General features: G+C 33.4%; 12 protein-coding genes and 1 pseudogene. 6 read left to right on the forward strand and 7 right to left on the reverse strand.

The features are described from left to right. Positions 1 to 15 precede the first annotated feature (15 nt). The 7 genes from BLQ00_RS12810 to BLQ00_RS12840 all read right to left on the reverse strand — a co-directional run bounded on the left by BLQ00_RS12810 (position 16) and on the right by BLQ00_RS12840 (position 7,213). Positions 16 to 1,377, reverse strand: coding sequence for a hypothetical protein (locus tag BLQ00_RS12810; protein WP_093144717.1), 1,362 nt, complete (start codon positions 1,375 to 1,377; stop codon positions 16 to 18). 21 nt (positions 1,378 to 1,398) lie between these two features. After that, positions 1,399 to 3,144, reverse strand: coding sequence for a type VI secretion system Vgr family protein (locus BLQ00_RS12815; protein WP_093144718.1), 1,746 nt, complete (start codon positions 3,142 to 3,144; stop codon positions 1,399 to 1,401). Positions 3,145 to 3,157: 13 nt separating this feature from the next. Then, complete coding sequence (gene tssD, locus BLQ00_RS12820) at positions 3,158 to 3,550, reverse strand: type VI secretion system tube protein TssD (protein WP_093144719.1); 393 nt, start codon at positions 3,548 to 3,550, stop codon at positions 3,158 to 3,160. Between the two features lie 89 nt (positions 3,551 to 3,639). Beyond that, on the reverse strand, positions 3,640 to 4,026 hold the full coding sequence (tssD, locus tag BLQ00_RS12825) for a type VI secretion system tube protein TssD (protein ID WP_093144720.1): 387 nt from the start codon (positions 4,024 to 4,026) through the stop codon (positions 3,640 to 3,642). A gap of 337 nt (positions 4,027 to 4,363) precedes the next feature. Beyond that, positions 4,364 to 5,242 (reverse strand): TssN family type VI secretion system protein, encoded by an 879-nt coding sequence (locus BLQ00_RS12830; protein WP_093144721.1) that lies wholly within the window; start codon positions 5,240 to 5,242, stop codon positions 4,364 to 4,366. Between the two features lie 11 nt (positions 5,243 to 5,253). Continuing rightward, positions 5,254 to 6,186 (reverse strand): hypothetical protein, encoded by a 933-nt coding sequence (locus tag BLQ00_RS12835; protein ID WP_093144722.1) that lies wholly within the window; start codon positions 6,184 to 6,186, stop codon positions 5,254 to 5,256. Positions 6,187 to 6,193: 7 nt separating this feature from the next. Beyond that, positions 6,194 to 7,213: an NlpC/P60 family protein gene (locus tag BLQ00_RS12840; protein ID WP_093144723.1), complete on the reverse strand. Its 1,020-nt coding sequence runs from the start codon at positions 7,211 to 7,213 to the stop codon at positions 6,194 to 6,196. A 233-nt stretch (positions 7,214 to 7,446) separates the two neighbouring features. Between BLQ00_RS12840 and BLQ00_RS12845 the strand changes: the two genes are divergently transcribed. The 6 genes and pseudogenes from BLQ00_RS12845 to BLQ00_RS12870 form a co-directional block, all read left to right on the forward strand. Then, a complete protein-coding gene (locus tag BLQ00_RS12845) occupies positions 7,447 to 7,878 on the forward strand; it encodes a GPW/gp25 family protein (RefSeq protein WP_093144724.1) in 432 nt (143 codons plus the stop codon). A gap of 39 nt (positions 7,879 to 7,917) precedes the next feature. Beyond that, on the forward strand, positions 7,918 to 9,714 hold the full coding sequence (locus tag BLQ00_RS12850; RefSeq protein ID WP_229792628.1) for a type VI secretion system baseplate subunit TssF: 1,797 nt from the start codon (positions 7,918 to 7,920) through the stop codon (positions 9,712 to 9,714). A 65-nt stretch (positions 9,715 to 9,779) separates the two neighbouring features. Next, positions 9,780 to 10,787, forward strand: a complete 1,008-nt coding sequence (locus BLQ00_RS12855) for a PKD domain-containing protein (protein ID WP_093144726.1) — start codon at positions 9,780 to 9,782, stop codon at positions 10,785 to 10,787. Between the two features lie 19 nt (positions 10,788 to 10,806). Further along, complete coding sequence (locus BLQ00_RS12860) at positions 10,807 to 11,967, forward strand: hypothetical protein (protein ID WP_093144727.1); 1,161 nt, start codon at positions 10,807 to 10,809, stop codon at positions 11,965 to 11,967. A gap of 53 nt (positions 11,968 to 12,020) precedes the next feature. Then, positions 12,021 to 12,518, forward strand: a complete 498-nt coding sequence (tssO, locus tag BLQ00_RS12865) for a type VI secretion system TssO (protein ID WP_093144728.1) — start codon at positions 12,021 to 12,023, stop codon at positions 12,516 to 12,518. A gap of 131 nt (positions 12,519 to 12,649) precedes the next feature. Then, positions 12,650 to 13,516: pseudogene (locus tag BLQ00_RS12870) on the forward strand (YifB family Mg chelatase-like AAA ATPase); the annotation flags it as partial. Between the last annotated feature and the right edge of the window lie 14 nt (positions 13,517 to 13,530).

Consider the following 13,530-nt stretch of genomic DNA (forward strand, 5'->3'; position numbering starts at 1 on the left):
TTGCTGGCATCATAATTAAAACCAGTTAAATAATGAGAGTTTTCTTTTTTCCATTTCTTTTTTTCTAGTTTCAATTTCATCACGCCAATTATCACCATCTATCTCCTTCATAAAATCGTCTACTTTAATGCATTCTTCTTTTAGATTGTCATTGTCTAAAAGGGTGTAGTAATCTGAAGCGATGAAGCTCATACAGGTCGATTGAAGCGTTTCTTTCTCTTGTTTGTTTCCGTAGTGATACGCTTTGGTAACAATCTCTTTGTATTGTTGCTTGTCTTTCTTTTTAATAGCGCTGGAAGCCATCCACCAAGCAGTTAGCGGTTGTTGTGCAAATCCGTGTTCTAAGGCAATATCGGCTTGTTTACAAAATAAGTTTGCAGCGTCTTCTTGTTTCTTCTGAAGTTGTTTCGAACTTGCTTGAAACCCATAGAATTGAATTAATACAGGTTTGCAGGCATCGTCTCCCATTTTAAGCCCTTGTTTTGAAATTGCAAGTCCTTTCTGAAGCAAATCGTCAATGCGTTCAAATTCTTTAAAGCTGAAAAGCATTCCGGCATAGACAATATGTGCGGTAGCGTACAAACTTTTAATTCCAGAACGCTGTGTTGCTTCTAATGCTTTGTTTCCCCATTTGTTAAGGTTTGTAAGGCTATTGTTGGTAACAGCCTTAGACATTTTTAACATGCATTGTCTAAATAATACATCGGGTTTATTAGGGTCGCCGCTACTTGTTATTTTTGAAATAGCTCCGTTTAAATCTAACGGGATAGAAAGCGATTTTGCTTGGTCTTCGTGTGTTTTTACTAACGGATCAAAATAACGCTCGTCGGAATAGTCGAAAATCATAAAACGCACATTGGTAGGCAACCCAAGTTTTAGTAGGCTGTCTAACCAATTGCTGTATTCTTTCGGACTTTCCACACTGTATGGGAACAAAGCAAGTGTTAAGGCTCTATTTTTATCGGGCAGTGCTTCTTGAAATGTTTGTAGCATTTCTACGAGCAGTTTGTTATTACTAGAAGTATCGTCTGTGATTTTAGCTTCGAATGAATCTACGTCCCATGTAAAGTTTGAATGTTCTTCAGAGAGGGCTTTTACTGTTTTTTCATCTTTTTTGTACGCTTCAATCCAGTCATTGATAAGGTGTTGACTGTGAAGTTTTTTGTTAGTAAACTGTGTAAGCAACACTATAACCATGTCGGGTAAACTTCCGTGTGGCGTTGATTCTAGTTTTAAAAACCCTTCGTAAAGTCTTGCTTGTTCAGGGATAATTAGCCACCGTACTAATGATAGTTCAGGGTAGGGTGTAACATCACTATTCCACTTATGTTGTAGTTGTGCAATAAGTTGGGCTATAGGATTGTGCTCATTACTCATTTTTAATCTAGTTGTTTATTCTTAATTCAGATTAACGATAGCACCTTTTATATTCGTCATTGCTTTCCCATCAATATCGACCATTGGAGCTTCTATTTTTGCACTAGCGTCTCCTTTAACACCAAACTGAACAGCTTTCATGTCTAACTTCACACCAGCTTTTACTGAATGATTGGTTTTTGCTTCGCTTTTGTACTCCATTGCTTTGATGTCCATTTTATTTTTGACATCAATACTAAGGTTGTTCGAGGCAGTAATATTAATGTCTTTAGAGGTTAGCGTAAGGCTGTCAGGTGCGTTTATTGTTATAGATCCTTCTTTAGAGTCTAATATAATTGAGTTTCCTTTTTTGTCTTTTATGGTAATTGTTTCATCTCCTTTTTTGTCACTAAATTCGATAACGTGACCACTTCTTGTCTGTATGGCTTTAATGTCATTATCGGGAGAAGCCCAATCGCCAAGTGGTTTGTTTTTTGAATTATATAAGCCTCCTAATACATAGGGAACTTCAGCGTTACCACCTTCAAAATCTACCAATACTTCATCGTCGACTTCAGGAATAAAATGAAAACCTTGTTCGTTTCCTCCTGTATGTGGCGATACAATACGCAGCCATGGTGTTTTTAGCCCCATTTCTTCTTGCCAAGGAAAAGCGACTCTAATACGACCAAGTTTCTCTGGATCTTCGTTTTCTATCACTTTAGCAATTTGGCTATCACTAAATGGGAACGCTTCAATATTTGTTTTCGGATACGCATCAGAAGCTGAAGTAATCGCTTCAAAATGATTTTCGTATTGTCCGTTTCTATTTGTTTTGTGCGTTACTTGAATTATACGGTATCCTTCACCATCTATTTTTACGATATTTCCGAGTTTTACACTTGGGTTATCACTAGATCCTGTTAATTTTACTTGCCGTATCGCACTGGCTTCATTTTGTGATTTTACTTTTGCCTTAAGTATTTCTTTACCATCTGTAACGTTGTTATTGTTCCATACTTCTGTTGGAATTCCGAATAAATCTTTAGATACATTTGTTACAACTCCAGAAAAAGCACCTCCTGAGTTATGTGGCTTAGATTTGGCTTTAAGTACTTTAGTAGAATTATAGTCGTTTGAATGATAACTAAAATTTTGAGATTGTGGTAAGAGGTTTATTTTATATTCAATTAAATCTGAATTGTATTTGAGTTCCGTTTCTTCTGTTTCAGGGGCTCCAAAAATTAATCTTTCACCGTTGTAGTAAAACCATTCCCCATATTGCGCTGCTAATCTGCTTACAAATTGAAAACAGCTTTCGTTGTGCTGTACACAATATTCTAAAGTGCCAGAAAATCTAGGGCTTATCGTATTATCAATGTTGTATGCGTTTAAGGCATCAGAAACAATATCGGTAAGACTTTCTTCTTCAAATGAGTTGAAATGTGGGCCATCATCTGTTCGTATGGTTGGGCTTTTAGCGATGAGTATGACTTCATTTCCAGCCTCAGTGTTATCTCCTTTGCTTATTTTAACTTCAGCAATAACTCCTTTAAATTCGAAGCTATTATTTTCGTCGTAAAGAGATTCCACTTTAATAGTGATTGTCTGACCTAGAACATTTTTACTTTTGGCGCCTATTTCTGAATCATCTTTATCGAAGACATCCATTCGATAAACAATTTCTAATGTATGATGTGCATCAATTTCTTGCTCAAGATTAAGTCTTCTAAAAGAAGAATAATCTTCGCCAGCAATCATAACCGTTGTTTTTGTAAGTAAAGCCATAATGTTTTTATTACTAAAATATATCCCAGGTATTTTCGAAACTTACATCGTTGATATCCATTGCTCTGGCCGATATTTCGATTCTTGTTTTCATGGGAAGAGCATCTTCTGCATTAAAAAATTCTTTATAAGAAATACAAAACGCATCGTGGAATGTTAATGTTTTATTACTTGACATATTGTCTCGTTTATAAAAAATAATTTCTCCTTCTTTATAAGTATGAGGCATAACCATCCACGCTAAGAGGTCGGTGTTACTAGTAGATTCTATTAGTATTTGAATAAGACCTGCTCTTGGCAATTCAATGGGACGACCATTATAGCCTACTTTTTGATTAAATTCAAAAGAGCATTCTAAAACATTCATCTCTTCACCTTCTATTGTAAGTTTCGCTAAAAAAGACATAGTATAAAGTTGTTAAATTACAAATAGACAATTTAGGGAGTGTTTAAAACCACTCCCTAATTTGTATTACTTTTGTAGAAAGTTATCGCTTATACCCAGTCGTTTACATGCTCACCATTACCAATGCTAATTGTTTTAGCTGAAATGACAAATGACTCTGACATTGGGTTTTTTCCTGTAGAATCAAAACCTTCGTGATATTTTACCATGTAACCTTCTGTGAATTTTAATTCTTTTGAAGTGGCATCAGTATCTCTTTTAAGAAACACAACAGATCCATCTCTGCGTTCAAAGTTATTGAACATCCAATCAGATAAACTAACATCAGCAGTAGATTCTACTGTTAGTTTAATTTTCCCTCCTCTAGTAATTGAAGATGGCCTACCTGTGGCATCAGTTTCTTGATGTAAGTCGTATGAGCAACTTAATACGTTGTACTCATTTCCACTTACTTTTAATTTTGCTTTAAAAGACATAATGTTAAAATTTAATTGTTAAAAAAAATAGATATCTATATATATAAAAATATGTAAGTACTAAAATTAAAGAACTATTGTAAGACTGGCAAGCGAACGGTTAGTTTTCTTAAATTGAATAGATTATCCGTTTTTTTTGGGGGATGAAATACAATGTATAAGAACACTTTTAAAACAAACTAGAGTTGTATTAAAAACAAGCTTTTTTCTTTAATGGGGGTAACAGGGGAGGTGACTTAATTATGTAAAAAAGAGGCGTTTTGATACCATAAATTGGCTTTTAGTAAAAGATTTTATTGATTTTACGGTCAGCTACAATTTCTTGTATTGAAAATGTTTATGTAGTTGTAGTTCTTCTACAAATAATAACATGATCCTCTTTGATGTTATTGGCAGCAACTGTTTGGTTAAAGTTGATGTGTCTTATCGAACTCCACCAATTGGGTTTAACATGGAAAACCCAATTGCAAGGTTGTTGCGTTTTGTTGTCTAGTATTTCAATTAGTGCTTCAGGGTGTCTCTCGTTATAGTCTATTAAGAAAAAATAGAATAGTCTTCCAAACTCCATTCCTTGAGGTGCCTTTACTCTAAAGTTAGTGATGTCGTTTTTGTCTTGGTTTTTTCTAAACTCAAAACTGATAACTCTAGGGTTTACAAGTTCTTCTTTTGTAGGATCTTTTATTTCTTTGCTTAAAGGAAACATCCAACTGTCATAAATAGGCACTGCTATTTGCATTGCAAATTCATACATCTTATAAAATAATGTAGGCAACAAAAATAAAATTGTTGATGACATGAAGATATAACTGAAAGGAGACTTAAATCTGTTTACAATTTGAATAAAGGCGATAAGTCCAAGAAAGGTGTAGGCAAGTGTAAATAAGAATTCTGGGAAAAATTCAGATTTGTCTTCAGATAATACGGGGAAGTATTTTCTTAAAACATACAGGTGTAATACACCTAAACCAAAGAAGATGATTTGAAAGCCAAAAAAGCTATTTATTGGTGTGTCGTTGAGTACTTTACTAGAGCTTAAAAGACCTGTTAAAGCAAAAGTGACTAATACAAAAAGTGCATAGAGTATAGCACGTTTTTTATTTTTTGTGAAAAGTTTACGCAATTTTGTAACAAGCATCATGATTAATGAACTCACAATCATGAGTCCTATGCTTAGTTTAAAAATCTCCCCGTTTGCGATATTACCTATCGAGCCCATTATTTTTTATGTTATAATTGTGTTGAAATCCCCATTATAGAACTATTTGTTCCGTTCATTAAAAAACCATTTTCAGTATCCATTGTAAATTTAGTAACAACTTCAATTTCTATAGGTATGAAATAATCGTAAAATGTATTAATAAATTTTAAGACTCCCTCCTTTTTTAAAAAAATATTTATTTTTTTTTCTGAAATTGGTCCAATTGTAACTTCTAATACAGGACTGTAAACTTCTTTTTTTGAGCTGTTTAATATGGTGTTAAAGCCAAGCTGAAGCCCATTTTCTCGATGTTCACTATCTGTTTCTATTTCTGAAGCTAAATTATTTTTGTAACTTCTTTTGAAAGTAACATCTTCGTTCAAGATTTTTTCTAAAGTAAGTCTAGTCAATTCAAAATTACCGGCAATTTTGTATGAATGCGGTAGTAATTTTACTAGCTTAAGAACATAATCTTCTGGAATGTCTTCATTTATATTCCAAAAATCTATTAAAAAATCATCATTTAAATTATAAAAATTATCAAGTAGCTCTCTTTCGTTACACTCAATTCCAAGTCTTTGATGAAAAAATTCGTTTTCTATTGGAGAGAAAAAAGATCTAGCATCTTGTTCCTCTTGCTTTACTTTCTTTCTTTTTGATATATAAGACGTTGCACTATCACTCGAACTTGGGGAGTGAAATAACCCTTCTGGAAGGGTGTCATATAAGCCGTTTCGAGACAAATTTAGCGTTAGCATGTTTTCGTTTATTAGGTTGTCTACACTAATAATATCTCTTCTAAAAGGCCTTGAAAAAGTACTTTTATTTGCAATGACAAAGTCGTCTACTGTAATTTCAGATTTCTCTTGAATTTCAGCAATAAGTACTTCTGCTTTTAAATTTTCGTAAACGGAAATTAATTCAGCAAAAATAGTTTCAAGGACTTCAGCATTTGGCTTCATGTCTTATTTAATTGTTGTTTATTCTTCTTCCTGCTGAAACAAAACGACTGGTCCAAAAAGGTTCAGAAAGGTCTGATATTTTAACCCCCGAAACTCCGCTAGTTCCTCTTCTAGAGGTTGCGTTTACAAACTTCATGTTTCCTAGATAGACTCCAACGTGGCTAATATCGTTGCTATAATCTCCAACACCTTTGAAAAACAATAAATCTCCTTCTTTTAAAAATTCTTTTCCTTGAAATTTATCTGTGTAATTTGAGTCAAATTGTTTTTGAGCCGTACGTTCAATGTATTGGCCATTAACAGTAGTGAATAAACGTTGCGAAAATGACGAGCAGTCAATACCGTCTTTAGTCGCGCCACCCATTAAATACGGAATTCCCATCCATTCATCTATAAATTCATACAATGGAATATTTGTTATTTCTTCTGGAGTTACTCCTAAGATACCGGCGTACTTAACTTGTAATGGAGTAACAATATTTGGATCTACAGTGGGGGTGGTACTTGTGTTTGCAGCTGGAGTTGCATCGTCGTAACTGATAATAACATCTTTGTTACTTTTTTTAAGCTTCTTTTTTTCTTTTGCAAGTTTTTTCTCACGTTTTTCAAGCTCCTTCTGCGCTTCTTTTATTTTTTCTTCGCGCTCTTTTTCTTTTTTCTTCTCTTCTTTGCTTTGTTCTTTTAAAAGCTTTTTTCTTCTTTTTTCTTCATCTTTTGTCAATGAAATTTCTACTTTATCTACTATTACTTTTTTTCCATTTTCAATATTAATAATGAAAAATTTTACTTCATAACCTTCTTTGGTAACTGTCACAATGTGCTCTCCTACAGGGATTTTGTCGCGAAATGAAAATTTTCCTTCGTTATTTGTAGTTTGTGCAAGCGCAGTTCCTTCAATAGCAACAATAGCGTTCGCCATGTGATAATTTGTTTCTTCTTCTACAACAGAGCCAACAAAAGTTTCAGTTTGTGCAAAAGTAAATAGGGAAAAACTAAAAAAGAATACAGATAGTAGTATTTTACTCATAATCAATAGGTTTGGTGTGTAGGTTATTTACAAATATTACTATGGGGGGTATAAAGGTACTAAAAAGGTGGTTTCAAATTGAGTTCTAATTAAAATAAATCTTTAAAATATATATTATTTCAATTTTTAAAATTAAGGATGAATATCACTATATTTACACTAATAAGTTAGTAAGGTTTTTTGAAAATAAGAAAACTCTTACAACTCATTTAATCTCACTTTTTAATTAAAAAATGAATAATAATTACTATGCATTACCTCTAAATGCTAAAAAACTTATTAGTAGTGATGCGCATGCTACATGCAATCTAAACGAGTCTATTTCCCATTACATTCATTTGATTAACACTTCTTATTTTGGAGAGTGTACATTTGATGAAACCTTTGGGTGCTCTATATGGATCATAGATTTTGATAATTTAAAAAGTACTACCCGCCTTCGCGATTTAATTCAAAATTCTTTACTGGACTCTTTAGTACGTCACGAGAAAAGACTCCATAAAATTAGAGTAGATGTAAAAATTAAACAGGAAGAAATTTTTGGTACAGGAGATTTGAATAGAATAAAAAAACGCATTGATATTAGAATCAATGCGAAAGTTACTAAAACCAGTGAGGCATTTTCATATGTAGAGTATTTCTATATTGGTCCTTTATCGTATTAAAAAATGAGAGACAATAGTAAGGAACAAATAAAGAATAGAATGATAGCTAAAGCGGCAGCCATGTGGGGTGTTGCAGCCAATGAGATTGAAATGTCTTTCGACCCAATTGTGTCGCTACTTATTTCAGCTTGCGCTTCAGAAATAGAAAAAATATCTGCCGAAGTTGACGAGTCGCAAACTCGAATTACGGAAAAAGTAATTCAGTTAATGACTCCAGAAACAGCGAATGGTCCAAAACCAGCTCAAGCTATTTTATATGCAGAACCTATAGAAGATACCGTTTTAATAAAACCTGAATTCCTTTTTAATTATAGAAAAAGGAACACATATCAGAACACCTCTGTTCAGTATAAAGATGTATACTTTTCTCCAGTTCAAGAATTTAAACTCCTCAACGGAAATATTCAGTTTTTAGCAATGGGGGATACCATTGTAGAACAAGGAGAAAAGAAAAGTAGAAAGGTGATTTTAAAAAACAGTAAAAAGGTAAACCTTCCGCCTTCTACATTATATCTAGGAATTTCAAGTGAGGTTAAAACACTTTCATTTAAAAATATTTCAATCTATTTTGAACTACAAGGCGGAGCTACAAAAAAAGAGTTGTTTTATCATCATTTACGAAATGCGGAATGGTTTGTGGCAGGAAGAAAGTTAGAGGTTATAAATGGAATGTCTACAAGTAATAAAGAACAAATCCTTGATTTAAAATCTATTTTTGAAGATGTTTCAAACAAAACAAACAACACAAGTAATCAAATAGTAAATAGTTTCAGTAAAAACTATTGTACTATAAAAGATACAAAAGGAGTTAAAGATTCTTCATTTGAAGAAGTAGAAACACTTTTTGAAAAAAATAAAATTAAAACGGATGAGTCGTTACGATGGATTAAAATTGTATTTCCTCGTATTGTAGATCATTCGATATTGGAGCATGTATATTGCTCTTTAAATTCGTTCCCAGCATTAAACAGAGAGCTTAATAACTTTACCTATCAAATTAAGGAATACATAAATATATTGCCGATTAAAACGGAAGATTTATTTTTTGATATTAAATCAATCGTTAATACCGACGGCAAAAAGTACAAAGCAAGAAGTAAAGATAACTCGAACGAGGACAAAGGTACCTTTGTGATGCGTAGTGATAATGTAGGAAAGTTAGATAAAAGGAAGGCAAAAGAGTATATTGTATATCTCATCGAACTTCTGAAAGATGAAAGTGCCTCTTTTTCTTTTTTGAATAATGACTTTTTACACAACAATCTGAAAGGACTCAATCAATTAATTTCACTTTTAGAGAAAAAAGTTTCGGAGTCTTCTAATGATGTAACACAAACTAATTATGTTGTGCTGAAGCCTTACAAACCTAATGAGAGTTTAATTGTAGATTATTGGACCACCAATGGAGTTGAAGGCAACAACATAAAAACAGGAAGTGAATTATCTATTTATAAAGGAATCGGAGTAAATAATAAAAATGCTTATTTCATGACCACTAGTTTTGGGGGCAAAGATGATTTGAGTATGAAAGATAGACTTAATTCCTATCGAAGATCCCTACTCTCTAGAGACCGAATTGTCACCAAAGAAGATGTAAAAGCATTGTGTTACGAATTGTATGGTGATAAAATTGAAAGTGTAGAAATTAAAAGAGGATATACCAAAGCGATTGATCTAAATAAGGGATTGGTGCAGTGTATAGATGTTATTTTACATCCTAGTAGTCAGGTTGCTACAGAAGAAGAAGAATGGGAAGCTATAAACAGTAACTTATTGTATTTTTTAGAAAAAAACTCAATAAATGTGTTTCCGTATAAAATAAAAATATTAAATTAATTGACTAGTTTTAATTGTAGTGTACCTTTATACCGTAAAAGGGACCTCTTTCAAATAATAGTATTATGAGTTCAGATAAGAATATGACAAATCACATAGATAAATTAGTAATCTATTTATTTATTGCCGCTTTTTTAATTTCTGCAGGAACATTTGCCTTTAGATACTCTAAGTATGCACCTTGCGATGAAGTACTATTTACTGTAAATGCGAAAGATTTCAGAGCTGGTGAGATGATCAAATTTAAAGACAATACCACTGGAGCTGCAGAGTGGAAATGGGAGTTTGGAGATAGCACAGTAAGCTCATACCAAAAAGACCCATTACATGTATTTAAAAAAGAAGGAGAATATAAAGTACGCTTAATTGTAAATAACATTTGTGAACGTGTAGAAACAGTCGTTATTAAAGAAAAGCTTACTCTTTTAGATTCTACTAAGTTTCCAGTGTTTACTTTGCCAGAATCTATTCGTGTAGGGCAAACCCTAAATGTAAAAGATGAAACTGACAATGCTTCCACTTGGGAATGGCGTTTTGGGGAAAGTGCAACGATTGATGCAGATACCAAAAGAGCAGAATATGTGTATGAAGAAGCAGGGCTTAAAACAGTTTCTCTTGTGGTAAACGGCGATTTAACATACATTACAAAAAAACGTATCAATGTTACGCCAATCCCTGGTGAAAAGAAAAATATTACAGAAATCGATGTTCCGAAAAGAGAAAAAGGATGGAATATCAAACGGGCACCAAAAGATGCCATGATTAAAGATAAACCAGGCGATGCAGGACAACACAAACCAACCGTTGTGCCTTACATTAACGAACGCGATTTTGAAATAAAATTAAATTTAATCTCAAAAGAGAAAACTACGCCGCAAGCCTTTTCAGAATATTTCTGCGGCGATATTAATAAACCCGTTGTTGTGAATGGTAAGAACACAACATTTCTAGTATTCTGTGAGAAAATTAGAGATAGAGGGATTAAAATTAAAAAACTAAATTTATTTAGAGATAAAGGGTCTAATTGTATTAAAACAATTATTGTAGACTATAAAAAAACAGGTTTGTTCTAAGCCAATAGGAAAGAGATGTATGAAATCTAACGATAAAAATCACTATAGAGTTAATTGGATTGATGGAATGAAGATCAATAAAGATCATTTCATTGAAATGGAAAACTCTATATTAGAATTGGTAAAACAATCGGAACAGAAAAATTGTAATCCTACAAACTTCGGACTTCTACCCGAATTGTCTGAAGATATGACTTCCATGGATGTCTCTATATCTGTAGATGGACAAGAAACGATAGAAGTTGTATTAAATACATGTCGCGCGATTACACTAGGCGGACATCAAATAGAGATTACTAAAAACACAAAAAGTCTTTTAGAACAGACAGGATATATTTTAAAAGAACAATACGCAATTGATAAGGAAGAGAAAGAATGGTTTGTGGTAGTTACCGTGAATCCATTTAAACGAATTCCTGTCGGTAATGCAGATCCTGAAGAAGAACCACCAAGGCATCCTCATGTGTTTTCAGAATACAAGCTGGATGTATTACCCAAAAGCGAAACTTCTAATCAAGAATTAGGGTTGCACCACATTACCATAGGAAAAGTAATTCTTGAAGATGGAAAACCTGTGGTAGATCCAGATTTTATTCCGCCATGTAGGTCCATTCAGAGTCATCCCGATTTAAAATTTACATACAATGAAGTAGGTACGTTTTTAAATCAGATGGAAGCTTTTTCAATTCACATCATTCAGAAAATACATCAGAAAAAACAAAATAACGATTTAGCGCGTATGGCGTTGCATCTTTCTGAACAAGTAATGCGTTACCTTAACGGGAGCATTTCAGACTTCAGGTTTAAAGATAGATATGAACCACCAATTATGATGATTTCCAAAATTGTAAACCTTGGAAGAGTCATAAAAAGTAGCTTAGATGTATATGCAGGAACAGGAAAGGAAGATTTCCTGAACTATCTAACAGATTGGTGTGACTTAAATCAAGGCGCTTTTGAAAAAGTATTGATTAGTACCATCGAAATGGAATACAACCACAACGATATTAATAGTGCACTAACACAAGTATCTTCATTTACACGTTTAATGTTGTCGCTCTTCAAAAAATTAAATGAATTAGATTATATTGGTAAAAAATCAAATTCAGGAATATTTGTAAAAGAAGAAGTGGTGGATAATTCAGAAGTGAAAAGCAGAAGAAGCTTCTTATTAGATTAAATAAAATAGATTCAATAAAAAACAAAAACGCTATACAGAAAACTACAAAACCTATGAAACCAAAAAATAGTAAAGAAAGAAGAACTAGTTTTTTAAAATTTTTAGGACTATTTATAGTAACAGTTGCTATGATTCTTCTCGCTGTATACTTTAATTTTAAAGTACCTTCAAAAGAAAACAATCTTTTACGAGAGCAATCAAAAGTGATTAAACAAGAAATGGAATTTCAAGGGAACTTTTTCGAAGAGATGAAAAAGGTAAAAAGAATGATCGATTCTTTAGAGGTTCCTGGAGCGCAAATAAACTACGAATCTAAATTGATAAGCAGTAAGTTGGTAGAAATGCAACAATCGATTCCAACGGCAGATTCGACCTACTTATACGACATGCATACAAGTATTGTCGATTTGTATGTTGAAATGATGGATAACAAAGAAAAACTTCGCTCTTTAAGTGATGCTGAAGGCACAATTGAAGAATACAAAGATGCGTTAAAGCAATGTAGAGAAGACTTAAAACAAGCTGAAAGAGAATTACGCTCTCGAAATTAGAAAAATTAAATTGCATATATTTTAAAAAGCGCATTTGTAATAAATGCGCTTTTTTTTTGTTCCTAACTTCTTGCTTTTTAGATTAATTCAGTAACTTCACAATTGCACTCAACTCCCACAATACTAATTATATGCTTACAAAAGTATATGGGAGTGCCGTATTTGGTGTAGAAGCAACTACAATTACTGTCGAAGTAAATGTCGATGTCGGAATAGGCTATCATTTAGTCGGACTTCCAGATAACGCCATTAAAGAAAGTAATTTTCGGATTGCTGCCGCGCTTCAAAATAACGGATATAAAATTCCAGGAAAGAAACTCATTTTAAATATGTCTCCAGCCGATCTTCGGAAAGAGGGTGCTGCCTACGATCTTACGTTAGCCATGGGTATATTAGTCGCTACAGGGCAGATTTCTGAAACAGTTTTACTGAAAGATTACATTATCATGGGTGAGCTTTCTCTCGATGGAACAGTACAGCCCATACGAGGTGCGTTGCCCATTTCGATTAAAGCGCGTGAAGAAGGTTTTAAAGGGTTTATTCTTCCGAAGCAAAACGCAAAAGAAGCAGCAATTGTCCAAGGTATTGATGTGTTTGGTGTAGAAAACATCAAAGAAGTCATCAGTTTTTTTAATGAAGAAAGTCCGATTGAAGCTACCGTAGTCGATATAAAGGCGGAGTTTTACGAGCATCTTTCCAATCCCGAATTCGATTTTGCCGACGTGAAAGGACAAGAGTCTATCAAACGCTGTATGGAAATCGCCGCTGCAGGCGGACATAACATTATACTTATCGGTCCGCCAGGCTCTGGAAAAACAATGCTTGCCAAGCGATTGCCAAGTATTTTACCGCCCATGAGCTTAAATGAATCGTTAGAAACTACAAAAATCCATAGCGTTGCAGGACGTACCCTTTCAAAAGGAGGGATTATGACTTCAAGGCCTTTTCGAAGTCCGCACCACACGATAAGCGATGTGATAGTATATAATGTGGGGGGTGTAATATTTTTGTT

Origin of the sequence: Ulvibacter litoralis (genome assembly GCF_900102055.1) — a bacterium.
Classification (GTDB): Bacteria; Bacteroidota; Bacteroidia; order Flavobacteriales; family Flavobacteriaceae; genus Ulvibacter; species Ulvibacter litoralis.